The 23,040-nt window shown below is 70.0% G+C and carries 18 protein-coding genes; 13 read left to right on the top strand and 5 right to left on the bottom strand.

The features are described 5' to 3' along the window. Positions 1-98 precede the first annotated feature (98 nt). The 7 genes from NR792_RS09425 (at position 99) to NR792_RS09395 (ending at position 9,034) form a co-directional block, all read left to right on the top strand. Positions 99-1,394: an isochorismate synthase MenF gene (locus NR792_RS09425; RefSeq protein ID WP_375759726.1), complete on the top strand. Its 1,296-nt coding sequence runs from the start codon at positions 99-101 to the stop codon at positions 1,392-1,394. Then, on the top strand, positions 1,394-3,163 hold the full coding sequence (menD, locus tag NR792_RS09420; protein ID WP_375759725.1) for a 2-succinyl-5-enolpyruvyl-6-hydroxy-3-cyclohexene-1-carboxylic-acid synthase: 1,770 nt from the start codon (positions 1,394-1,396) through the stop codon (positions 3,161-3,163). The genes NR792_RS09425 and menD overlap by 1 nt, the downstream gene beginning before the upstream one ends. Then, a complete protein-coding gene (gene menH, locus NR792_RS09415) occupies positions 3,154-4,005 on the top strand; it encodes a 2-succinyl-6-hydroxy-2,4-cyclohexadiene-1-carboxylate synthase (RefSeq protein ID WP_375759724.1) in 852 nt (283 codons plus the stop codon). The genes menD and menH overlap by 10 nt, the downstream gene beginning before the upstream one ends. Before the next feature lie 62 nt (positions 4,006-4,067). Continuing rightward, positions 4,068-4,922: a 1,4-dihydroxy-2-naphthoate polyprenyltransferase gene (locus NR792_RS09410; protein WP_375761594.1), complete on the top strand. Its 855-nt coding sequence runs from the start codon at positions 4,068-4,070 to the stop codon at positions 4,920-4,922. 9 nt (positions 4,923-4,931) lie between these two features. Then, positions 4,932-6,086, top strand: a complete 1,155-nt coding sequence (gene menC, locus NR792_RS09405) for an o-succinylbenzoate synthase (RefSeq protein ID WP_375759723.1) — start codon at positions 4,932-4,934, stop codon at positions 6,084-6,086. A 41-nt stretch (positions 6,087-6,127) separates the two neighbouring features. Next, complete coding sequence (gene menE / locus NR792_RS09400; RefSeq protein WP_375759722.1) at positions 6,128-7,600, top strand: o-succinylbenzoate--CoA ligase; 1,473 nt, start codon at positions 6,128-6,130, stop codon at positions 7,598-7,600. Between the two features lie 105 nt (positions 7,601-7,705). Further along, a complete protein-coding gene (locus NR792_RS09395) occupies positions 7,706-9,034 on the top strand; it encodes a cytochrome P450 (protein ID WP_375759721.1) in 1,329 nt (442 codons plus the stop codon). Positions 9,035-9,103: 69 nt separating this feature from the next. Here NR792_RS09395 and NR792_RS09390 read toward each other — a convergent pair whose 3' ends face one another. Both NR792_RS09390 and NR792_RS09385 read right to left on the bottom strand, forming a co-directional pair. Continuing rightward, positions 9,104-9,304 (bottom strand): hypothetical protein, encoded by a 201-nt coding sequence (locus tag NR792_RS09390; protein WP_120525317.1) that lies wholly within the window; start codon positions 9,302-9,304, stop codon positions 9,104-9,106. Positions 9,305-9,411: 107 nt separating this feature from the next. Continuing rightward, positions 9,412-10,206 (bottom strand): hypothetical protein, encoded by a 795-nt coding sequence (locus tag NR792_RS09385; protein WP_375759720.1) that lies wholly within the window; start codon positions 10,204-10,206, stop codon positions 9,412-9,414. Positions 10,207-10,651: 445 nt separating this feature from the next. On the opposite strand from NR792_RS09385, the gene NR792_RS09380 reads away from it, so the two are divergent. Continuing rightward, positions 10,652-12,292 (top strand): bifunctional 3-(3-hydroxy-phenyl)propionate/3-hydroxycinnamic acid hydroxylase, encoded by a 1,641-nt coding sequence (locus NR792_RS09380; RefSeq protein WP_375759719.1) that lies wholly within the window; start codon positions 10,652-10,654, stop codon positions 12,290-12,292. 3 nt (positions 12,293-12,295) lie between these two features. Here the strand turns inward: NR792_RS09380 and NR792_RS09375 are convergent, their stop codons facing one another. From NR792_RS09375 to NR792_RS09365, 3 genes are all read right to left on the bottom strand, one after another. Beyond that, positions 12,296-13,039 carry a hypothetical protein gene (locus NR792_RS09375; RefSeq protein ID WP_375759718.1) on the bottom strand — a complete coding sequence of 248 codons (744 nt, stop codon included), beginning with the start codon at positions 13,037-13,039 and terminating at the stop codon, positions 12,296-12,298. Positions 13,040-13,050: 11 nt separating this feature from the next. Then, a complete protein-coding gene (locus tag NR792_RS09370; RefSeq protein WP_375759717.1) occupies positions 13,051-15,198 on the bottom strand; it encodes a hypothetical protein in 2,148 nt (715 codons plus the stop codon). A 344-nt stretch (positions 15,199-15,542) separates the two neighbouring features. Next, positions 15,543-16,190, bottom strand: coding sequence for a hypothetical protein (locus NR792_RS09365; protein ID WP_375761593.1), 648 nt, complete (start codon positions 16,188-16,190; stop codon positions 15,543-15,545). A 137-nt stretch (positions 16,191-16,327) separates the two neighbouring features. Here NR792_RS09365 and icd point away from each other — a divergent pair, with 137 nt between their 5' ends. The 5 genes from icd to sucC all read left to right on the top strand — a co-directional run bounded on the left by icd (position 16,328) and on the right by sucC (position 23,032). Next, entirely contained in the window at positions 16,328-17,623 is a 1,296-nt protein-coding gene (icd, locus tag NR792_RS09360) for an NADP-dependent isocitrate dehydrogenase (RefSeq protein WP_375759716.1), read from the top strand. Positions 17,624-17,652: 29 nt separating this feature from the next. After that, a complete protein-coding gene (mdh, locus tag NR792_RS09355) occupies positions 17,653-18,597 on the top strand; it encodes a malate dehydrogenase (protein ID WP_375759715.1) in 945 nt (314 codons plus the stop codon). A gap of 231 nt (positions 18,598-18,828) precedes the next feature. After that, the gene (sdhA, locus tag NR792_RS09350; protein ID WP_375761592.1) at positions 18,829-20,706 is read left to right on the top strand and encodes a succinate dehydrogenase flavoprotein subunit; all 1,878 of its coding nucleotides are present in this window, start codon (positions 18,829-18,831) and stop codon (positions 20,704-20,706) included. Positions 20,707-20,795: 89 nt separating this feature from the next. Further along, complete coding sequence (gene sdhB, locus NR792_RS09345) at positions 20,796-21,602, top strand: succinate dehydrogenase iron-sulfur subunit (protein WP_375759714.1); 807 nt, start codon at positions 20,796-20,798, stop codon at positions 21,600-21,602. Positions 21,603-21,871: 269 nt separating this feature from the next. Beyond that, positions 21,872-23,032, top strand: coding sequence for an ADP-forming succinate--CoA ligase subunit beta (gene sucC / locus NR792_RS09340; RefSeq protein WP_375759713.1), 1,161 nt, complete (start codon positions 21,872-21,874; stop codon positions 23,030-23,032). Positions 23,033-23,040: the final 8 nt, after the last annotated feature.

Raw genomic sequence — 23,040 nt, 5'->3', positions numbered from 1 at the left:
GCGGTTTTGAACTCCATGGTGCATGTATAGCCGAGATCGCTTAGAAGACAATCGAAGCTGATGTCACTTGCCTCCCCCGAGGTGCAGGAGAATGGCTGATGACGCCGCTCAGTCCCGCTGAGGATCCGCGATGGGTCGCCGGGATGATGCCGCTGGCCGGAGTGGATCCCCTGGCCGGAGCGGGCAGCCTGGGCGTGCCTTCCGTCTACTGGGAGCGCCCGGTGGCGCGCGAGGCGGTGGCGGGCTGGGGCGAGGCGGGCGTCCTCGAGGCGCACGCCCCCGGCGAGCTGCCGGTGGTGCTCGGCGCGCTCGGCCACGACAGCGTGCGGTGGTTGGACGCGGCGGCTCCCCAGCTGCCCGGTCCCTGGTTCGGCGGCATGCGCTTCAGCCCGACGCAGCCGGTGGACGGCGCGTGGCGCTCGCATGGCCTGGCGCGCTGGACGCTGCCGGAGGTGCTGGTGTGGCGCGACGGCGGTGCACTGGCTGTCGCCGTCTTCGCGCTGGAAGGAGCAGGCGCGGAGGACGTGGTGCGCTCGCGGCTGGAGCGCGTGCGGGCCTCCTTCTCGCAGGCCTACCGGCATCCGGTGGGCGCGCCGGTGACGCTGCGCACGGCCTCCTCGCGGCGGGACTTCGAAGCGCTGGTGGACCGCGCGGTGGAGGCCATTGGCGCGGGCCAGCTGCACAAGGTGGTGCTGGCGCGGGCGCTGGAGGCGGAAGGTCCGGAGCCCTTCGACGTGGTGGACGTGCTGGCGCGCTTGCGTGAACAGAACCCGCGCTGCGCCACGTTCCTCTTCCGCGCGCCGGACGGCACGGGCTTCCTGGGCGCGACGCCGGAGACGCTGTGCCGGGTGGACGGGCGGCGGCTGGAGACGGAGGCGCTCGCGGGCTCCGCGGCGCCGGGCGGCGCGGAGGCGCTGGATGCCAGCGACAAGGACCGGCGCGAGCACGACGCGGTGGTGCGCTACATCCTCCAGGCGCTGACGCCGGTGGCGGCGAGCGTGTCCGCGGACGCGCAGCCGTCGGTGCTCGCGCTGAAGAACGTGGTGCACCTGCGCACGGGCATCCGCGCGGAGCTGGCGGACGGCGTGGACACCGCGAAGGTCGTCACCGCGCTGCACCCCACGCCCGCGGTGGGGGGGACGCCGCGCGAGCGCGCGCTGTCGTTCCTGGTGGAGCACGAGTCCCTGGACCGGGGCTGGTACGCGGGGCCGGTGGGCTGGGTGGGCCCCGGGCGCGCGCACCTGGTGGTGGCGTTGCGCTCGGCGCTGGTGCGTGGGGCGAAGGCCCGGCTCTTCGTGGGCGCGGGCATCGTCGCCGGCTCCAGCGCGGAGTCCGAGTGGCGGGAGACGGAGATGAAGAGTCTGGCGATGCTGCGCGCGCTGGGGGGCCGGTGATGTCCCTGGACGCCAACCTCAACGTGCTGTGGTCGCGCGCGCTGCTGGAAGAGCTGGTGCGGGGCGGCGTGCGGCACGCGGTGGTGTGTCCGGGCTCCCGCTCGTCGGCGCTGGCGCTCGCCTGCGCGCGCACGCCGGGCCTGCGCGTCTGGTCCGTCATCGACGAGCGGAGCGCGGGCTTCTTCGCGCTGGGCATGGCGAAGCAGTCGCGCCAGCCGGTGGTGCTGGTGGCGACGAGCGGTTCGGCGGGCGCGCACTTCTTCCCGGCCGTCATCGAGGCGGCCATGGCCCAGGTGCCGCTGGTCATCCTCACGGCGGACCGGCCGCTGGAGCTGCAGGGCTGGGGCGCGCCGCAGACGGTGCCCCAGGCGCGCTTCTACGGCGACTTCGCGCGGCTGTTCGCGGACGTGGGCCTGCCCGAGGCGAGCAGCCCCGCCCTCGCGCACCTGCGCGCCACGGCCGCCCGCGCGGTGAGCACCGCGTGCCGCGCGCCCCGGGGCGCCGTGCAGCTCAACGTGCCGTTCCGCGAACCGCTGGCGCCCATCGAGGTGGACTTCGGCGCGGAGACGCTGACGGCGCTCGCGAGGGAAGGGCGGACGGACGCGCCCATCACCCGCATCGCGCCGCCGTCGCGCGCCCCGGACGCGGCGGCGCTGGAGGCCGTGCGCGCGCGTATCGCCGCCACCGAGCGCGGCGTCATCGTGTGCGGCCCGCGCGACGAGGACGACGGCTTCGCGGAGGCCATCGCGGCGCTGAGCCTGGCGACGGGCTACCCGGTGTTCGCGGAGGCCACGTCCCAGGCGCGCTACGGCGGCGGCCCGCTGACGGTGTCGCTCTACGACGCGCTCCTGCGCCATGAGCCGTTCGCGCGGACCCACGCGCCGGAGCTGGTGCTGCGCTTCGGCGGAGGCCTGACGCCCAAGTCGCCGCAGCAGTGGCTGGATGGCTCCAACGCGGACATCACCGTCTTCAGCGACGAGGGCGCGCTGTACGACCCGGCGCACCGGGCGGCGCGGGTGGTGGAAGGCAACGCGGTGCTCGCGTGCCGTGCGCTGACGGAAGGGCTGTCGCGAGGCCCGGGCCGCTGGGCGCAGGGCTTCGTGAACGCGGAGCGGGTGGCCCGCAACGCGCTGGAGACGGCGCTCGGGGAACAGCCGAACGCGCTCACCGAGCCCCGGCTGGCGCGCGAGGTGGTGGCGGCGCTGCCGGCGAACGCGCTCTTCTTCGTGTCCAGCAGCATGCCCATCCGCGCGGTGGATGCGTTCGCGCACGGTGGCGGAGTCCCGCTGCGCGTGCTGGCGAACCGGGGCGCCAACGGCATCGACGGCATCGTGTCCAGCGCGGCGGGCATGGCCGCGGCGGCCGGAAGGCCCGCGGTGCTCCTGTCCGGTGACCTGGCGCTCCTGCACGACGTGGGCGGGCTCGTCTCGGCGGCGCGGGCGCGCGTGCCCCTGACGGTCGTCGTCGTGAACAACGACGGCGGCGGCATCTTCTCCTTCCTGCCGCTGGCGCAGGTGGCGAAGCCTGACGTGTTCGAGGCCCTCTTCGGCACGCCGCACGGCGTGGACCTGTCGCACGCGGCGGCGCTCGCGGGCGCGCGCTTCGAGCGGCCCACGACGGCCTCGGCCCTGCGCGCGGCGGTGCGCACCGGGCTGGAAGGCGGCCTCCACCTGGTGGAGGTCCAGGTGGACCGGGCCACCAACGTGGATGCACACCGACACCTCTTCACGCGGATGGCCACCGCACTGGGAGAAGGACCATGGGCGTGACGCTCGCTTATGACACCTGGGGCGAAGGCCCCCATACGCTCCTGGCGCTGCACGGCTTCACCGGCAGCGGCGCCTCGTTCGGACACCTGCGTCCGCTGCTCGGCCGCTCCGTGCGCGTCGTGGCGGTGGACCTGCCCGGCCACGGCCGCACGCCACTGCCGGAGAAGACGGGCCGCGACGGCTTCCTGGAGACGGTGGACGCCGTCATCCGGCTGGCGCGCGAGCTGGGCGGCCACGTGGATCTGCTCGGCTATTCGCAGGGCGCCAGGATTGCGCTGGGCGCGGCGGTCCAGGCGCCGGAGTGCTTCGGCCGGCTGATCATGGAGAGCGGCTCGCCCGGACTGCACCGGCGCCAGGAGCGCTCCGAGCGGCGCGAGGCGGACGCGAAGCTCGTGGACTTCATCCGCGCGAAGGGCGTGGACGCCTTCGTGGACCGCTGGGAAGCGCTGCCCCTCTTCGACGGGCTGCGCCGCCTTCCGGACCCGGAGCAGGTCGCGCTGCGCGAGCGCCGCAAGGCGTGCACGGCGGAGGGGCTCGCCGGAGCGCTGGAGACCCTGGGCCTGGGCGTGCAGCCGGACTACTGGCCGTCGCTGCACCGGCAGCGGCTGCCCACGCTGCTGCTCACGGGCGACCAGGACGTGAAGTTCACGACCCTGGCGCGGCGCATGGCGGCGGAGCTGCCGGTGGTGTGGCGCCACGCGTTCGCCGGGGTCACGCACGCCCCGCACCTGGAGGCGCCGGAGGAGTACGTGCGCGAAGTGCTCTCGTTCCTCCAGACGCCCTGGTACGAAGCGCCGCAGTTCGAACCCGCCATCCTGGCGCGAGAGGCCGCCCACCCGTGAGCACCCTGGCTTCCAACCCCTCCGACGCGGCTCCTCCCCGGCCCACGCTGAAGACGTGGCTGATGGCCGTGCGTCCGAAGACGCTGACGGCGGGCGCGGTGCCGGTGCTGGTGGGCACGGCGCTCGCGTACGGCAACGGTGTGGGGCGCCTGGTGCCCGCGCTCGCGGCGCTGCTGGGCGCGGTGCTGATTCAGATCGGCACCAACTTCATCAACGACTACTACGACTTCAAGAAGGGCGCGGACACCGAGGAGCGCCTGGGGCCCAAGCGCGTGACGCAGAGCGGGCTCATCGCGCCGGGCGCGGTGCTGATGGGCGGCCTCGGGTGCTTCGCGCTGGCGACGCTGGTGGGGGTGTACCTGGTGGCGGTGGGCGGCTGGCCCATCGTGGCCATCGGAGTGGCCTCGCTGCTGTGCGGCTACGCGTACACGGGAGGACCGTTCCCGCTGGCCTACCTCGGTCTGGGCGACCTGTTCGTGCTCATCTTCTTCGGCATCGTCGCGGTGACGGGCACGTACTACGTGCAGGCCGGCGTCGTGGGCCCGGCGGCCTGGTGGGCGTCGCTGCCGGTGGGCGCCATCGGAACGTGCCTCATCGTGGTGAACAACCAGCGCGACGCGAGCACGGACGTGAAGGCCGGCAAGCGCACGGTGGTGGTGCGCTTCGGCACGGGCTTCGGCCGCGCGGAGTACGTGCTGCTGCTCGTGGCCTCCTACGTCACGCCGTTCGTGCTGTTCGCCAAGGGGTACGCGAGCGCCTGGGTCTTCCTGCCGCTCCTGAGCCTGCCGCTGGTGGTGCCGCCGCTGAAGCTGATGCTGAAGGCGCAGGGCGCGGCGCTCAACCCCGCGCTGGGTGGGACGGCGAAGCTGCAGATGGTGTTCGGACTGCTGTTCGCGGTCGGGCTGTACCTGCGCTGAAGGGGCGTCATGCGCATCACGGACGCGACGCTCACCCCGCTGCACCTCACGCTGGCCACCCCCCTGAAGACGGCGCGGGGCACCTACGCCACGCGCGACGGGTTCCTCGTGCGGCTGCGGGACGAGGACGGCCGCGTGGGGCAGGGCGAGGCGATGCCGCTGCCGGAGTTCGGCACGGAGCCGCTGACCATGACGCACACGGTGCTGCGCGCGTGGCTGAGCTCCCTCCGGGGCCAGTCGCTGGAGGACAGCATCGAGGGCATCGAAGCCACGCTCGTGCCGTCTGCCAGCGCGGAGCTGCGTCAGCGCGGTGCGCGGATCCGCCTCATCGACACCGGGGAGCCCGTCCCCGCCGCGCAGCACGGCCTGGAGCTGGCGCTGTTGGATCTGCTGGCCCAGCGCAAGGGCGTGCCCCTGTGCTGGCTGCTCGCGGAGGAGGCGCGGCAGGAGGTCCTGGTCAACGCGCTGCTGGGCGCGGAGGAGCCGGAGGCGCTGGCCCGTCAGGCGCGAGAGGCGGTGGAGGAGGGCTACCAGACGCTGAAGGTGAAGGTCGCGGGCCGCTCGCTGGACGAGGATGAAGCCCGGGTGCGCGCCGTGCGCGAGGCGGTGGGCCCCCGCGTGCGCCTGCGCCTGGACGCGAACGGCGGCTGGTCCGAACCCGAGGCCAACCGCGCCCTGGACCGGCTGGGCTGGTACGACCTGGAATTGGTGGAGCAGCCCACGCCTCCGGAGGACCTGCAGGCGCTGTGGCGCGTGCAGCGTCGCGCGCCGTGCATCATCGCCGCGGACGAGACGCTCGCCACGCCCGCGGCGGTGCGCACGCTGCTCACGATGGACCTGGGCGGCGGGCCCGCGGTGGGCGCGGTGGTGATCAAGCCGATGGTGCTCGGGGGGCTGCTGCCCTCCATGGTGGTGGCGCTGCGAGCGGCCCACCTGGGCATGCACGCGTTCGTCACCAGCTCCATCGACGGCGTGGTGGCCCGCGCGGGCGCCGCGCACCTGGCCTCCGCGCTCCCGTCGGGAGAGCTGGCTTCCGGGCTCGCCGTGGGGCGGCTCTTTGCTGACGAACCGCGCGACCATCCCTATCAACCCCACGGGGGACTCGTGCGGCTGCGCGACGTGCCCGGGCTGGGACTGAACCCGGACCTCATCCGGGACCGCTGAGCCATGCGCCTCGGCCGTCCCACTCACGGAGCTGCGCGGCCATGATCCACGACTGCCCCATCCGCGAAGGCGCGCGTCTGCATCCCGAAGCCGCGGCCTTGCGCTTCGCGGATCAGACGTGGACCTTCCGCGCGCTGGACGAAGTGGTGACGCGCTGGACCGGAGCCCTGGACGCGCGCGGAGTGGGGCAGGGCGACCGCGTGGCGCTGCTGTCCACGAGTCACCCGGCCGTGACCTTCCTCTTCTGGGCGCTGGGCCGTCTGGGCGCGGTCTTCGCGCCGCTCAACGCCCGGCTCACCGCGGCGGAGCTGGAGCCCCTGCTGGAGGACGTCGAGCCCCGGCTCACGCTGGCACTCGGCGCCCTGCGCGACCGCCTTCCCGGAGTGGAGTCCCTGGAGCCCCTGGAGTCCTTCCCGGACGGCGGGGTCACGAGCTCCGTGCCCGCACGCGCCTGGGACGCGGACACGCCCCGGGTCATCCTCTTCACCAGCGGGACGACGGGAAGGCCCAAGGGCGCCGTGCTCACCGAAGGCGCCTTCCGTGCCTCGTGCCGGGCCTCGGCCGCGAACCTGGGCGCGCACCCCGCGCCGCGCTGGCTGGGCACGCTGCCCCTGTTCCACGTCGGCGGCCTGGCCATGCTCACGCGCACCGCGTACGAGGGCGGCTGCCTCCTCCTGCACGAGCGCTTCGACGCGGACGCGGTCAACCGCGCCATCGACACCGAGGGCGCTTCGCACGCCAGCTTCGTCGCCACCACCCTGGAGCGCGTGCTCGACGCGAGGCAGGACCGCAAGCTGCCTGACACCTTCCAGTGCGCGTTGATCGGCGGGGGCCCTGTCCCCACGGCGCTGCTCACGCGGGCCCGCGCCGCGGGACTCCGGGCCCTCCAGACCTACGGTCTCACCGAGGCCTGCTCCCAGGTCACCACCGAACGTCCCGACGAAGCGGATGGCCGCACCGCGGGGCCGCCCCTGCCGGGCCTCGAGGTCCGCATCGTCGGGACGGACGGCGCGACGCTCGGTGAGGGACAGGAAGGGGACGTGGAGGTCCGCGGCCCCACGCTCATGGCCCGCTATTGGCGCCAGCGCGAGGCCACGCGCGACGCCTTCCACGACGGCTGGCTGCGAACCCGCGACGTGGGCGTCCTGGATGCGAAGGGGCGCCTCACCCTCCTGTCGCGCCGCACGGACCTCATCGTGCGGGGAGGGGAGAACCTCTACCCGGCGGAGATCGAAGCCGTCCTCGCCAACCACCCCGCCATCCTGGAGTCCGCCGTCGTCGGCGTGCCGGATCCGCACTGGGGCGAGGTCCCCGTGGCCTTCGTCGTCCTTCGCCCCGGCCACGCCCTGCCCGGGGACTTGGACGCGTGGTGCCGCCAGTCGCTCGCGCGCTTCAAGGTGCCCACCCGCTTTGTTGCAATTGAAACACTGCCGCGCAACGCCATGAGCAAGGTGGAGCGCTCCGTCCTCCGGAAACACGCCCTGTCTCATCCCCCGTATCAGTCAGGGTCCTAACAACCCTGATTTCCTGACGGATGGGGTTCACAGGACTCGCTGAGAAGACCTGTCAGGTCAGGTTATAATATTCCGCTGTGGGGGGATCCTGAGAGGAAGCTCAAGGTGAGTACCGCAGTGGAAGCAGTGAAGGTGGAAGGGCAGTCCGAGGCAATCCACATCGACCCGCATGGCAGCAAGGCCCCAGCCGCCATGAAGTGCCCCCATCTGGGTGCCCAGTACAACCCGTTCGCGGGACCGCACGTCGAGGACCCGCATCCGTTCTACGCGCAGCTGAGACGGGACGCGCCCGTCAGCTACAACCCCATGCTGGGGATGTGGCTGGTGAGCCGTTACGAGGACATCTGCCACGTGCTGAAGGATCCGGCGCGCTACTCGTCGGCGGACCTGGGCAACATGGGGTCGGTGCTGTCCCCGGAGACGCTCTCGGTGCTCGCCGAGGGCTATCCCCTGGCGGACAGCCTGATCAACTCGGATCCGCCCGCGCACACCCGGCTGCGCAAGCTCTTGGGACGCGGCTTCTCCGCCCAGCGCATCGCCGCGCAGGAAGCCCCCATCCGCGCCGTCTCCGAGGAGCTCATCCACGCCTTCGCGCGGAAGGGACACGCGGACCTGGTGACGCAGTTCGCGTACCCGCTGCCCGTGCGGGTCATCCTGGGCATGGCGGGCATCCCCCAGGAGGACATGGCGGACATCAAGCGCTGGTGCGACGACTTCTTCCGGATGATCTTCACCCGCGTCCCCGCGGAGGAGCAGCCGCCGCTCGCGCGAAGCTGGGTCACCTTCCAGCACTACGTCGCCCGCCTCATCCGCGCCCGGACCGACGAGCCCCGGGACGACCTGGTCAGCTACCTGGTCACCACCGACGCGGACGGCGAGGCGCTCACGCTGCCGGAGCTGATCATCGCCATCGCCGGCAGCATGCTGGCGGCGGGCCATGAGACGACGACGGCGCTGCTCGCCCAGTGCTGGAAGCAGGCCCTGCTCCAGCCCGGCCTCTGGCAGCGGCTGCGCGAGGATCGCTCGCTGGTGCCGCACCTCATCGAGGAGACGCTGCGCTTCGACTCGGTGGCGCACGGGATGATCCGCACCACCCTGGAGGACGTGGAGCTCGCGGGCGTCGCGCTGCCCAGGGGCTCGCGGCTGCTCCTGCTCTACGCGTCCGGAAGCCGTGACGCCGCGCTGCTCGCGGACGGGGAGCACTTCGACGTCTCCCGGCACCACCCGACCCACCTGGGCTTCGGCCGGGGCATCCACTTCTGCATCGGGGCGCCGCTGGCCCGGCTGGAGGCGGTCATCGCCACCAACCTGCTGCTGGATCTGCTCCCGGACCTGCGGCTGGTGGAGGAGAACCCGGACTTCGGCACGACGCAGTCGCTGACCATCCGCTCCATCCAGCACCTGCGCGTGGCCTGGACCCCCACCGGGGCCTGACGCCACCCCCAAGGCGCCCGTCCCGCCCGTGGCGCTCCCACGGACGGGCCGGGTGCTTCAGTCAGCGTCTCAGCACTCCGACGCCGGGTGTCCCCAGGGGTTGGTGCGCGGATACTGGCGCAGCAGCGTGCACAGGCGGTGCGCGGCGACCATCGTCGCGGACGGCCGCGGCGGCTCGGCGTGCATCGCCGTCTGGCCCAACCGGGCCGCCTGCAGTGCCAGCGCGTGCTGGACTTCGGGAGACCAGCGCTTGAATTCGAGCCATTCCATGAGCCTGCTCCTCGTTGAAGGAGCGGCCATTGAACCCCCTTCAAACCCGGAAATCACGACGCCCCGCGTCGGCCCGGGGCGTCAGTGACCTCCTGCTGACAGCCCACTCAAGCCTGCGAGGCATTGGCCGGTCGGCCAATGAGCATCATCATCCCGAAGGGGTTCCCCGGGTTGGTGAGCCGCTCGATGTCCCAGACGTAGTCGTCGCCCAGACCGTGGGTGAGCTCGCGCATCTCCTCCACGGAGTAGGTGCGCAGACAGGACACCACGCCGTCGAACGCCGCCGCGATGGGGATGAGCGGCATGAGGTAGGTGAGGGCGAGCCGGTCCGCGCGCACCGGGCGGATGAAGGGCGTCGTCAGGGGGACGTTGATCAGCGCCGCCGCCGTCATCGCGATGGCCGGCCCTCGCCGCTCCACCAGCTCCATGATGGCGATGCCCCGGCGCTGCGCGACCGCGTCCGCCAGCACCTTGCGCGCCAGCTCCGGCGGCAGGTGGTGGAACGAGTTGCACATGATGCGGAAGCCCTTGTACGTCGCCGGCACCGCCGTCGCGTCCACCGGCGTCGTCACGTAGTCGATGCGCCCCGGGTTCGCCGCCTTCACCTTCTCGAACGCGGCAGTCTCCGGGTACAGGTCCGTCAGGAGCGCCGTCGCCTTGTAGCCCTCCTGCGTCTCCAGCATCTCCAGCAGCTTCGGCACCGGCCCCGCGCTGCCCGACGCCATGTCCAAAAGCTGCGTCTCGCCCATCGCCGCCATCGCGCCCTTGAGCCGCTTCACGAACTCCGAATAGCGGTCGTCCGACAGGCTCCACACGTACGCCAGGAAGTCCGTCACGCCCCGGCGAAGCACCTTCGGGAACCAGGGCTGATCCTCTAATTCAAAAAGTTGCAGTCTGGGCATAATCGCTGGGCGCTCCAAGGGGCTCAGGGGGAGAAGACTCCACCACTGTCGCCCAGTCTGGAGCGGCGTACAAGGGGCGCTCCCCAGGGGCATTCGCATACATCCGCAGCTCCGGGAATCCCAACAACTCCCACAATTCCTGCCGTTGCCGCGAAACGTTTGTAGCGTTGCAGGAAATCACTGCCCGAAAGGCAGACTCCGGACCCGGAGTACTGCTCAGTCCTGCAAGGTTTCCCGAGGGGTGCGTTTCATTATCAGGCGGCCGGATGGGGCGGACCGGGTGTCTCTGACCCGGGGCCCGGGCAACCAGGAGCGCGCTGCAACGGCGTATCCAGAGTGGGGTTGCCGGAGTTTATAGGTATTATTACTTACGACCGAGGGGGGCTTCGGTCGTCCGGTCGCACGGTTCAAAACGGATCAGCTGGCACACAACGGGAGGGGAGTAATGGCTCCGGAATCTGTTGATGTGATCGTCGTCGGAAGCGGCCCGGTGGGTGCCATGGCGGCGAACCTGCTGGGGCAATACGGCCTGCGAACCGTGGTCATCGAGAAGGAGACCACCGCGCACACCCAGTCCCGTGCCATCAACGCGGACGACGAAGCGCAGCGCATCTTCCAGGCCGCGGGGCTCACGGGCGAGCTGGGGCCGGGCTTCCACCCGTGCCTGAAGATGACCTACGTGGACGACGAGATGCGGATGCTCGCCGAGGTGGACTTCACCAAGGTGGAGCGCCCCAACGGCCACCCCATCGGCTCGCTGTTCAACCAGCCCCGCCTGGAGGCCGCGCTGCACCGGGGCCTGGAGCGCTACTCGCACGTCACCTTGTGGCGCGGCCACGAGGTCGAATCCTTCATGCAGGACGACGAGGGCGTGTCGGTGCGCGTGAAGGACCACGTCGCCAACCGCACCTTGACGGTGCGCGCGCGCTACCTGCTCGCGTGCGACGGCGCCAAGAGCGGCATCCGCCGCCGGCTGGGCCTGAAGCTGGAGGGCACCACGGCGCTGGAGCACGCGCTGGCCATCTCCGTGGAGACGCCGTCGTCCGCGCCGGACTTCACCTACTACCCCTGCGGCCCGGAGCGCGTGGGCATCGTGACGCGCACCGCGCACGACGAGATCCGCTTCGACACGGTGGTGAAGCCGGGGCAGGACCTGGAGTACGTGAAGACCCCCGAGTACGTGCGGAGCATCATCGCCCCCTTCATTGATCCGGACTCCGTGAAGGTGAAGAGCGTCAACCTCTACGCCTACCACAGCCGCATGGCGGAGAAGTGGCGGGTGGGCCGCGTGTTCCTGCTCGGGGACGCGGCGCACCTGATGCCGCCCTTCCTGGGCCAGGGCCTGTGCTCCGGCCTGCGCGACGCGGCGAACCTCACCTGGAAGCTGGCGCACGTGCTGGGCGGCGCGGCGGACGCGTCGCTCTTGGACACCTACGAGGTGGAGCGCCGGCCGCACGCCGCGGAGATGATGCGCCTGTCGGACTCGCTGGGCTCGATGCTGGCGTCGGGCGGCCCGTTCGTGGCCCGCGCGCGCAACGCCTTCATCAAGCTGCTGTACCACATGCCCGTCACCGGCCCCTTCATCCGCGAGTACAAGATGAAGCCGAACCTCTTCCACGCGGAAGGGTTCGTCTTCGGCGGCAGGCGGGGCAAGTCCAAGCAGGCGGCGGAAGGCGCCTACTTCCCGCAGCCGCGCGTGGAGCACGGCGAGGAAGGGGAGCGCCCGCTGGATGACGTCATCGGCCACCGCTTCGCGGTGCTGACGCGGCCGGGTGCGCCCGCCGAGGTCCAGCAGGCCGCCAAGGCGATGGCGGAGGACATCGGCGGCGTGTGGCTGTCGGTCGCGCCGGCGGCGCGCTCGGGCGCGGGCCGCTCCGGTGAGGTGGTGGATCTGGAGGGCAAGCTGGGCGCGTGGTTCGCCCAGCACGCCGCGGACCTGGTCGTCCTGCGCCCGGACCGCTACGTCTACGCGGCCACGAACCGCGCGGGCGTCACCCAGGTCCACGCGGCCCTGAAGCAGTCCGTCCGCCCGCTGACCCGCTGGGGCAGCCGCGGGTCGCGCCGGGCGGCGCAGCTCGGCGCCTGAGCATCAGGCGGCGGCGGACTGGAGCAGCTGCTTCGCCTTCGCCATGCAGTCGCCGTAGAAGCGCAGGTAGATGTCCAGGGCACGGGCGCCCGTCTTCGCGATGGTCGCCGCGTGCTCGGGCTTCTGGCCGAGCAGCTTGTTGAGCATGACCTCGTTGAGCGCCGTGTGGCCCACGTCCAGCTCCACGTGCTCCTTGATGAACGACAGCGAGTTCATCACGTCCGGGCCCAGCACGCGCTTGCACTGCTCGATGAGCCGGGGCGCGAACACCACCGACAGGTTCTCAATCTCGTACTCGATGGCGACCTGGCCGCCCGGCATGGGGCCGGCGATGGTCTCCTCGTGGATCTCCCGGTACTCCTGCATGGCCCGGGTGGGGGCCTGCGCCATCAGGGCCTCCGCGTCCAGCTTGGGGAAGCGGCGCGCGTTCCAGCCGGCCACCAGGTTCTTCGTGTCCTCCACCATCATCAGGTGGTGACCGGCCTCGTGCTTCGCGTGGGTGATGAGCTTCTCGCCCACGTCCACCATCCCCGCCTTCACACAGGCCTCACCGGCGCGGCGGATCCACCCGTCCACGGGCTCCGTCATGTACACGCCCAGGGCACACAGCTGGATGAGGAAGGCCTCCAGCAGGGCAGGGTCCACGTTGGGGTCCAGCAGCGTCGTCACGTGGGGGCCGTTCGCCAGCACGTGACGGACGTCGGAGACGTGGGGGAGGTACTGCTCTTCGACGAGGGGCTTGCTCATGGGGGGAAACCTCAACGTGAGTGGGCACCACGGCGCCCGATGGTGAGTTCGCTGATGTGCTCGAGGAAATCCGGGACGAGCTTGGAGGAGATGATCCACAGGTAGGGATCCGGCCCGTCGTGCAGGCCGCACTCCTGCACGTAGTCCCCGCCCTCGTCCTCGCGCAGGTAGAGGAAGGAGGGGCGGTTGCGCGCGGCGTACCAGCGGCGGGCCGCGTCCAGCAGGGCGGAGTACGCGCGCGTTCCATCCCCCAGCAGGGAGAACAGGCGCGTGTTGTCCAGCAGGCGGAAGAGGTTCGCGCCCAGCTGGCCCAGCTCCACCACGGCGGCGGCGCAGGGCACGCCGTCGCGGCGCGCGACCAGCACGGTGCGCTCGCGCTCCATGCCGAAGCTCTTCCACCTGGCCGTCACGGGACCCATGTCCAGCCGGTCGCGCGTGAGGTCCAACGACTGCACGTAGCACTCGGGGAACTGATGCGCGACGGTCGCGGCCAGCAGGCTCAGCTCGCTCGCGGTGGCGGGGCCCACGCTGTACGGGTGCACGCGGCCGGTCAGCTCGTGGCTGTAGGCCTTCATCTTCTGGATCTTCCGCGTGAAGGCGAGGCTCGACCCGGCCTCCATCTGCCGCTGCGCGTACTTCACGTGCGCCTTGTTGATCCACGGGTTGAGGGCCTCCACGTAGGCCACCACCCAGTGGAAGTCCGGGTCGCTCTGCGGGTGCTCGAAGGTGCGCAGGTAGAGGTCGCGCATGATGGCGCCCGCCTCCTTCAGCCCCTCCGGCGGCTTGCCGGGCCGCTTCGCCACCTGGTGGCCCAGCCACGCGTGGCGGTACGGCTTGGTGAAGGACAGCGTCGCTTCAATGCCGCGCTCGGACGGCCACACCGCGTTGCAGAACAGCTGCGGCACTTCCGCGGCGCGCTTCGCGAGCGACGCGAAGTTCTGCTTCAGCTCCTCGAACTCCGCAGGGGAGCTGCCACCCAGGCTGAAGAAGCCGGAGCGGTTGAACAGGTCCCACAGCTCCTCCACCAGGCCCTCGCTGGTGCGCGTGGCCGGGGACATCGTCTGGGACACGAAGCGCACCCAGCGCGCCTCGTCGGAAGAGTAGGGCAGCAGGCTCAGGCCGCACAGCACGGTGCCGTCCTCGCGCACGCTGCTGACGTAGCGGACCTCGCCGCGCACGCTCACCCGCTGGCCGTCGCCCAGCTCCAGCTCGATGAGGGGCGGCAGCAGGCCGGGGAAGAGCAGGTCCTGCGGCTGGCAGCGCATGCACAGGCCGGAGAAGGACAGGTCCAGCACCTCGCGGCGCAGCAGCCCCTGCTCCCGCCACAGCGGGTGGTGGAACCGGGCGTGCACGCCCTCGGGGGCGGGGACGCGGCGGTGCCAGCGGTGACGGATGCGGAACAGCTGCGCCGGCAGGGCGGTGAAGAGGCGGTCGCCCTCGCTGCGGCCCGCTTCCGCGCGCAGGCGGTAGGCGGAGTTGTAGCCGATGACGTCGATGTCGTACGACGGCTCGCCGAAGTCCGGCGTGGAATCCTCCGTGCGCCACTCGAGCTGACCCGTGGCGGAGTGGAAGCGCTCCAGCACCATGCGCACCACCCGGCCCTGGCGGCGCAGCACGCCCTTGTTCCCGGCGGCGCAGATGGCGGTGAAGATGGAGCGGATCCGCTCCGGGTCCGCGATGGTGTCCTGCACGGGCAGCGCGGAGGCCGCCGGCACCGCCACGCCCTGGCGGAGCGCGTCCGACAGGAAGCCCAGGATCTGCCGGCCCTGCTCCAGCGTCACACCCACCAGCTGCAGCCCCACCGGCGCGTTCGGGACATCCATGTCCGTACGGATGAAGGCGCCATTGAGCGGTCCAATCGTGGCGCCGTTGCACGCCAGGTACACGGGGAAGGTGCGCGACTCGGTCGTGTCCACCAGCGGCTGCCGCGGGGCCACCCACACCACCGTCGGGGACAGCCGCGTCACGTCACCCAGCACCGCGTCCGGACGCCCCACCGCGCAGGTGATGGCCGAGGGGCCCGTGCCGTGCAGCGAATAGCCCGAGTCATCCAGGGCGGCTTCAGCGGGAGGAAGGGGAATCACGTTGCGCAGCGCGTCGCCACTGCCGAATTCGATCGCATGCCGGAACTTCGAGGATGCCGGGATCCCTCCATCCATCGTCAGGACTCCCCTCTTGCGGGCAGCGGTACCGTTGGTGGTCGGCGATGTTGCGAGCACAACACTTCCTCCCTGATTCACTGGAGACGCTGGCGGCTCTGGATTCTGGGTCCTCATCATGGAGATCTCGGCCGTAACAGTCAAATCGAATTTATATGCCGCTGCTGTTTTTCCGTCCCTGGCCGTGACTCACCCCGGGTCATGATTGACCGCTGCTATACGGGTTTTCCGAGGAGCGATACGGACCCAGCGTGCGCGTCCTTATCAGCAAAGTGGCGCGGGGCTGTAACTCTCCTGACCAGGAAAGGTGGGGGAGACCCGGGGCCGTCAGACAATGGACCCTGTCAGGGGTGGCCGTTATGGTCGGCGCTTCTGGGCTTGGGGGAAGGGAGCCGCGAATGAGCGCAGCGCTGGATGTGAAGGGTTTGCCGGGGGACGCGGAAGCCTCCTCCAGCGGTCAGGGGCTGGAGCCCGTGGACTTCCCGGACGTCTTCCAGGTGGACGTGGCGGTGTCCGTGCGCGACGCGCTGGGGCTGCTGGGCGCGACGCGGCGGCTGCACGGCGTGGAGGTGTCGCTGGAGCTCCCCGAGGACCCGGTGATCGCCCGGGTCAGCCGTCGCCGCCTGGAGCAGGTCCTGCTGCTGCTCGTCGCCCACGCGGCGGACGCGGCGCCGCAGGGCGCCCAGACCGTGCGGGTGGTGGTGGAGCCGCCGGACGACTTTGGCGACGTGGGACCGCGCTTCCTGGTGGTGATGCCGGGCGTGAGCCTGTCCGAGCGGGAGACGCGCTCGGTGGTGCTGTCGCCCCTGCGCGTGGGGAATACCCAGCGGCGGCTGGCCCGGGCCCGGGAGCTGGTGGACGCCATGGGCGGGGAGCTCGCGCTGGAGCGCCTGGAGGAGGGGACGGCCGTGAGCGTCCAGCTGCCGGCGCCGGGGCTCGCCAGCTTCTAGTCCGCGCTCAAGTCCGGAAAAACGATCCTGCTTCCGGACCATTGGCTGCGATAAGCGCGGCACACCCCGGGTGTGACGAACCCAGGGCGGCGTGCGGCCAAACTCCTTGACGACCGGGGGCGGGTTCCCGACTATCCGCCGCCTCTCAAGACCCCGGTCTCAATCAGGAGTTTGCGTTCATGGCGCCTCCCTCTGGCGAGAAGATCACCCTGCAGAACGGCAAGCTGACCGTTCCGTCCAACCCGATCATCCCCTACATCGAGGGCGACGGCACCGGCCGCGACATCTGGAAGGCCTCGCAGGCCGTGTTCGACGCGGCGGTGGAGAAGGCCTACGGCGGCAAGAAGAAGATCTCCTGGTACGAAGTGCTGGCCGGCGAGAAGTCCTTCAAGCAGGTGAACAACTGGCTGCCGGACGAGACGGTCGCCGCGTTCCGCGAGTACCTGGTGGGCATCAAGGGCCCGCTGACGACGCCGGTGGGCGGTGGCATCCGCTCGCTGAACGTGGCGCTGCGCCAGATGCTGGACCTGTACGTCTGCCTGCGGCCCGTGCGCTACTTCAAGGGCGTGCCCAGCCCGGTGAAGCAGCCGGACAAGGTGGACATGGTCATCTTCCGTGAGAACACGGAGGACATCTACGCGGGCATCGAGTTCGAGGCCGGCACCGCGCAGGCGGAGAAGTTCCTGGGCTGGCTGAAGCAGGAGTTCCCCAAGGAGGCGGGCAAGATCCGCTTCCCCGCGAACGTGGGCATCGGCATCAAGCCCGTGTCCCAGGAGGGCACGGAGCGCCTGGTGCGCGCCGCCATTCAGTACGCGGTGGACCTGAAGCGCAAGAGCGTCACGCTGGTCCACAAGGGCAACATCATGAAGTTCACCGAGGGCGCGTTCCGCAAGTGGGGCTACGACCTCGCGGCGCGTGAGTTCGGTGACAAGGTCTACACCTGGGACCAGTGGGAGGCCACCAAGGCCGCCAAGGGCGAGGACGCCGCCAACGCCGAGCAGAAGGCCGCGGTGTCCGCCGGGAAGATCATCATCAAGGACTCCATCGCGGACATCACCCTGCAGCAGGTGCTGACCCGTCCGGACGAGTTCGACGTCATCGCCACGCTCAATCTCAACGGCGACTACCTGTCGGACGCGCTCGCGGCGCAGGTGGGCGGCATCGGCATCGCGCCGGGCGGCAACATCAACTACGTCTCCGGCCACGCCGTCTTCGAGGCCACCCACGGCACCGCGCCGAAGTACGCGGACCAGGACAAGGTGAACCCGGGCTCCGTCATCCTCTCTGGCGAGATGATGTTCCGCCACCTGGGCTGGCACGAGGCCGCGGACCTCATCATCAAGGGCATGGACAAGGCCATCGCCGCGCGCACCGTGACGTACGACTTCGCGCGCCTGATGAAGCTGGAGACGAAGGAGTCCGTGACCGAGGTGAAGTGCTCGGAGTTCGGTCAGGCCATCATCAAGCACATGTAGTCCCCACCCCAAAGCAGGAGGGCGAAACCATGGCTCAGAATCGCAAGAAGAAGATCGGCCTCATTGGCGGCGGTCAGATCGGCGGCAACCTGGCGCTGCTGGCGGTCCAGAAGAACCTCGGCGACGTGGTGCTCTACGACATCCCGGCGGCCGAGGGTCTGGTCAAGGGCAAGGCGCTGGACATCAACCAGCTCTCCGCGGTGGACGGCTACGACTGCCGCGTCACCGGCTCCACGGACTGGAAGGACGTCGCGGGCTCGGACGTGATCATCATCACGGCCGGCGTGCCCCGGAAGCCCGGCATGTCCCGCGAGGACCTGCTGGACGTCAACCTGAAGATCATGAAGGACGTGGCGGGCAACATCAAGCAGCACGCCCCGGACGCCTTCGTCATCAACGTGGCCAACCCGCTGGACGCGATGGTGTTCGCGCTCCACAAGATCGCCGGCCTGAAGGACAACATGGTCGTGGGCATGGCGGGCGTGCTGGACACCAGCCGCTTCAAGTGCTTCGTGGCCGAGGCCCTGGGCTGCTCCATCCGTGACGTGGAGGCGCTCGTCCTCGGCGGCCACGGCGACGACATGGTCCCGCTCGTGCGCCACAGCACCGTGGGCGGCGTGCCGCTCACCCAGCTCATCGCCAAGGACAAGCTGGACGCCATCATCGACCGCACCCGCAAGGGCGGCGCGGAGCTGGTGGGCCTGTACAAGACGGGCAGCGCCTACTTCGCCCCGGCCTCCTCCTCCATCGCCATGGCGGAGAGCTTCCTCTTCGACCGCAAGCGCGTGCTGCCGTCCGCCGCCCTGCTCAAGGGCCAGTACGGCATCAAGGACTTCTTCTTCGGCGTCCCCGCGCAGATCGGCGCGGGCGGCGTGGAGAAGATCATCGAGGTGGAGCTGAACGACGCGGAGAAGGCGGAGCTGAACAAGTCCTTCACCTCCGTGAAGGGCACCGTCGAACTCGTCAAGCTGTAGTCCGGTACGTCGGTCGGGCCCGCCGGAATCCTGCTGGCGGGCCCCGCCTGATGCCGTGAATGATCCGGGCTTATCCCCCGGCCCACCGTCCTTGCGGCGGTATTTTTCCAAGTTAACTAGCGTGTTGGACTCGCACTGGATCACGGGAGCGGGGCACGTGTCGCGAAGCAGGACTTCAGCGGCCCCCCGTGAAGGCACCCCCCCGGGCGTCCAGTGGTCAAGGAGACGATGATGGCGGCAGCAGCGCGATTCACGGTGGTGGGCGGCGGTCTGGCCGGGCTGATGACGACGATCAAGCTGGCGGAGGCGGGCCACCAGGTGGACGTGCTCTCGCTCGTCCCGGTCAAACGCTCCCACTCGGTCTGTGCCCAGGGCGGCATCAACGGCGCGGTGAACACGAAGGGTGAGGGCGACCACCCGGACATCCACGTGAAGGACACGCTGCGCGGCGGCGACTTCCTGGCGGAGCAGGTGTCCGTGAAGGGCATGTGCTACGCGGCGCCCGGCATCATCTACCTGCTGGACCGCATGGGCGTGACGTTCAACCGCACGCCGGAAGGCCTGCTGGACTTCCGCCGCTTCGGCGGCACCCTGCACAACCGCACCGCGTTCGCGGGCGCCACCACCGGCCAGCAGCTGCTCTACGCGCTGGACGAGCAGGTCCGCCGCTACGAGGCGGAGGGCAAGGTCACCAAGTACGAGTACTGGGAGTGGCTGGGCACGGTGAAGGACGAGTCCGGCCGCTGCATCGGCAGCGTGGCCATGGACCTGCGCACCATGGAGATCCGCACCTTCCCGGCGGAGGCGGTGTGCCTGGCGACGGGCGGCCCCGGCATCGTCTTCGGGCGCTCCACCAACTCCATCATCAACACCGGCACCGCCGCGGGCCGCGCGTACATGGAAGGCGCGCTGTACGCCAACGGCGAGTTCATCCAGGTGCACCCCACCTCCATCCCGGGCGAGGACAAGCTGCGCCTGATGAGCGAGTCCGTGCGCGGCGAGGGCGGCCGCGTCTGGGTGCCCAAGAAGAAGGGCGACACGCGCAACCCCCGGGAGATCCCGGAGAGCGAGCGCTGGTACTTCCTGGAAGAGAAGTACCCCAAGTACAAGAACCTGGTGCCGCGCGACGTGGCGACGCGGGAGATCTTCATGGTCTGCCGCGACCTGGGCATGGGCCTGGGAGGGCGCGACGGCGTGTACCTGGACGTGACGCACATCCCGGCCAAGACGCTCGACGCGAAGATCAAGGGCGTGATGGAGATCTACGAGAAGTTCGTCGGAGATGATCCGCGCCACACGCCCATGGTCATCTTCCCGGGCATGCACTACTCCATGGGCGGCCTGCACGTCTCCTTCGAGGCGGACTCGCGCACCCAGACGCCGCTGGACGGCAGCCCGGTGAACCAGAGCACCCGCATCCCCGGCCTGTACGCGGCCGGCGAGGCGGACTACGCCTTCCACGGCGCGAACCGCCTGGGCGCCAACTCGCTGCTGTCCTGCATCTACTCCGGCATGATCGGCGGCCCGGCGATGGTGTCCTTCGCCAAGAGCCAGACGACCAGCGCCTCGGCGATGCCGGAGAAGTACTTCGCGGACGCGAAGAAGTACTGGCAGGACCGCTTCGCCACCATCAAGGCGATGAACGGAGCGGAGAACCCGTACCAGCTCGCCAAGGAGCTGGGCGAGGTGATGACGGAGAACTGCACCGTCGTTCGCTACAACGACCGCCTGAAGAAGACCGTGGAGACCATCCGCGGCCTGAAGGACCGCTGGAGCCGCGTCAACGTGCTGGACACGGGCGTGGTCGCCAACCGCGCGCTGTCGTACACCAACCAGCTGTGGAACATGCTGGAGCTGGGCGAAGTGATTGCCACCAGCGCGCTCTTGCGCGACGAGAGCCGCGGCGCCCACTACAAGCCGGACTTCTCCCTGCCGGAGCCCAAGTCGAAGGACCCGCGCGAGGATCCGCAGTGGATGGACCTGTGGCGCAAGCGCCACGAGAAGTGGGCGAAGACGACCATCGCCACGTACGCCTCCCAGGGCCCGCAGATCTCCTACCAGGACCTGCCCACGCCGGTGCTGGACCCCGAGCCCCGCTGGTACGCGTAGGGCGTTCGTTGCTTTTTCGGGCCCGCGCGCTTCTTGCGGCGCGGGTTTCCGCCACCTGATTTGGCAGTGAAGGGAAGGGCAGCCGCACCATGGACACCGCACAGGCCAGCGCCGTCAGCTCGAAGACCGTCACCTTCCGCATCTGGCGGCAGGATGATCCGAACAAGCCCGGGCATTTCGACGAGTTCAAGGTTCCCTATTCGAAGGGCGCCAACGTCATCTCCTGCCTGATGGAGATCCAGCGCAACCCCGTCACCGTGGAGGGCAAGAAGGTGGCCCCCGTGGTGTGGGACGCCGCGTGCCTCGAGGAGGTGTGCGGCAGCTGCGCCATGAACATCAACGGCCGGGTGCGCATGGCGTGCTCCGCGCTGGTGGACAAGCTCCAGCAGCCCATCACCCTGGAGCCGATGAAGAAGTTCCCGGTGGTGCGTGACCTCACCGTGGACCGCGACCGCATGTTCGAGTCGCTCAAGCGCGTGAAGGGGTGGATCCCCGTCGACGGCACGTACAACCTGGGCCCCGGCCCGCGCCAGTCGCAGAAGGACCAGTCCGTGATGTACGTGTTGTCCACGTGCATCACCTGCGGCAGCTGCCTGGAGGCGTGCCCCCAGGTGACCGTGGACAACGACTTCATCGGCGCGGCGCCCATCAGCCAGGCCCGCCTGTTCAACATGCACCCCACGGGCAAGCTGAACGCGGAGGAGCGCACGCGCGCCCTCATGGGCCCCGGCGGCATCCAGGACTGCGGCAAGGCGCAGAACTGCGTGAAGGTCTGCCCGAAGGAGATCCCCCTCACCACCTCCATCGCGGTGATGAACCGCGAGGTGAGCAAGCTGATGATCAAGGACATCTTCTTCAAGGAAGAGGAGCAGAAGGCGTCCAGCGGTCCGGGGTAGTCCTTCCCGCCCCCTGTCCTGGCTTCCTCGCGGCCCCGTGCCTGCGCCCCCTGCCGGTGGGGCGCCGGGCGGGGCCGTGCCCGTTTGGGTGAAGGCCGCCTCATTCCCCCGGACACCGGCTGTTATCCCTGGCGGGCGGAGCCTGTGTCCCGCTGCGACGCTGGAGGCCAAACGGCCTTGCCATCCGTCGTTTTCTGCGCAATGAGGGCCCGCGTTGACGCCCCGTGTAGGGGCTGTCCTCGTCTCCCCTCGTCCCACCCGGAGATTCGATGAAGATCCACGAGTACCAGGGCAAGGAACTCTTCCGGAAGTATGGCGTGCCCACGCCGCGCGGCATCCTCGCGCTGTCTCCCAACGAGGCGGAAGCCGCGGCGAAGGAACTCGCCACGCCCGTCGTCGTCGTGAAGGCGCAGATCCACGCGGGTGGCCGCGGCAAGGGCGGCGGCGTGAAGCTGGCCAAGAGCCCCGCGGAGGCCAAGGAGCTCACCCAGAAGATGCTGGGCATGATGCTCAAGACCATCCAGACCGGCCCGGAAGGGCAGAAGGTCAACAAGGTCTACATCGAAGAGGGCCTGGACATCGGGCAGGAGCTGTACCTGGGCGTGACGCTCGACCGCGCCACCAGCCGCATCACCTTCATGGCGTCCACCGAGGGCGGCGTGGAGATTGAGGAAGTGGCGGAGAAGCACCCGGAGAAGATCCTCCGCGCCGTCGTGGACCCCGCGGTGGGCTTCGCGGACTTCCAGGGCCGCGAGCTGGCCTTCGGGCTGGGCCTGACGGGCCCCACGGTGAACAAGTTCGTCCAGTTCTGCTCCTCGCTCTACAAGATGTACGTGGAGACGGACGCGTCCCTGGTGGAGATCAACCCGCTGGTCATCCGCAAGAGCGGTGGCGTGGTGGCACTCGACGCGAAGGTGAACTTCGACGAGAACGCGCTCTACCGGCACAAGGACCTGCTGGAGTACCGCGACCTGGCGGAGGAGGAGCCCCGCGAGACGCAGGCCAAGGAGCACGACCTGGCCTACATCGCGCTGGACGGCAACATCGGCTGCATGGTGAACGGCGCGGGCCTGGCCATGGCCACCATGGACACCATCAAGCTGGTGGGCGGCGCTCCGGCCAACTTCCTGGACGTGGGCGGCGGCGCGAGCAAGGAGAAGGTGACGGCGGCCTTCAAGCTCATCCTCGCGGATCCGCAGGTCAAGGCGGTGCTCGTCAACATCTTCGGCGGCATCATGAAGTGTGACGTCATCGCGGAAGGCATCATCGCGGCGGCGAAGGAAGTGCAGCTGAAGATCCCGCTCGTCGTGCGCCTGGAAGGCACCAACGTGGAGCAGGGCAAGGAGCTGCTCCGCAACTCGGGCCTCGCCATCACCCCCGCGGACAACCTGCGCCAGGCGGCCGAGAAGGCCGTGGCGGCCATCAAGTAGGGCCTTCG

It is taken from the genome of Corallococcus exercitus (genome assembly GCF_042231735.1).
GTDB classification, from domain to species: Bacteria; Myxococcota; Myxococcia; order Myxococcales; family Myxococcaceae; genus Corallococcus; species Corallococcus exercitus_B.
The sequence above is the reverse complement of the archived record's forward strand: the minus strand, read 5'-3'. Positions and strand labels throughout refer to the sequence as shown.

Coding starts and splice junctions, on each gene's coding strand:
- NR792_RS09425 (WP_375759726.1), top strand. CDS start 99: ATGACGCCGCTCAGTCCCGCTGAGGATCCGCGATGGGTCGCCGGGATG.
- menD (WP_375759725.1), top strand. CDS start 1,394: ATGTCCCTGGACGCCAACCTCAACGTGCTGTGGTCGCGCGCGCTGCTG.
- menH (WP_375759724.1), top strand. CDS start 3,154: ATGGGCGTGACGCTCGCTTATGACACCTGGGGCGAAGGCCCCCATACG.
- NR792_RS09410 (WP_375761594.1), top strand. CDS start 4,068: ATGGCCGTGCGTCCGAAGACGCTGACGGCGGGCGCGGTGCCGGTGCTG.
- menC (WP_375759723.1), top strand. CDS start 4,932: ATGCGCATCACGGACGCGACGCTCACCCCGCTGCACCTCACGCTGGCC.
- menE (WP_375759722.1), top strand. CDS start 6,128: ATGATCCACGACTGCCCCATCCGCGAAGGCGCGCGTCTGCATCCCGAA.
- NR792_RS09390 (WP_120525317.1), bottom strand. CDS start 9,304: ATGGAATGGCTCGAATTCAAGCGCTGGTCTCCCGAAGTCCAGCACGCG.
- NR792_RS09385 (WP_375759720.1), bottom strand. CDS start 10,206: ATGCCCAGACTGCAACTTTTTGAATTAGAGGATCAGCCCTGGTTCCCG.
- NR792_RS09380 (WP_375759719.1), top strand. CDS start 10,652: ATGGCTCCGGAATCTGTTGATGTGATCGTCGTCGGAAGCGGCCCGGTG.
- NR792_RS09375 (WP_375759718.1), bottom strand. CDS start 13,039: ATGAGCAAGCCCCTCGTCGAAGAGCAGTACCTCCCCCACGTCTCCGAC.
- NR792_RS09370 (WP_375759717.1), bottom strand. CDS start 15,198: ATGGATGGAGGGATCCCGGCATCCTCGAAGTTCCGGCATGCGATCGAA.
- NR792_RS09365 (WP_375761593.1), bottom strand. CDS start 16,190: ATGGTCCGGAAGCAGGATCGTTTTTCCGGACTTGAGCGCGGACTAGAA.
- icd (WP_375759716.1), top strand. CDS start 16,328: ATGGCGCCTCCCTCTGGCGAGAAGATCACCCTGCAGAACGGCAAGCTG.
- mdh (WP_375759715.1), top strand. CDS start 17,653: ATGGCTCAGAATCGCAAGAAGAAGATCGGCCTCATTGGCGGCGGTCAG.
- sdhA (WP_375761592.1), top strand. CDS start 18,829: ATGGCGGCAGCAGCGCGATTCACGGTGGTGGGCGGCGGTCTGGCCGGG.
- sdhB (WP_375759714.1), top strand. CDS start 20,796: ATGGACACCGCACAGGCCAGCGCCGTCAGCTCGAAGACCGTCACCTTC.
- sucC (WP_375759713.1), top strand. CDS start 21,872: ATGAAGATCCACGAGTACCAGGGCAAGGAACTCTTCCGGAAGTATGGC.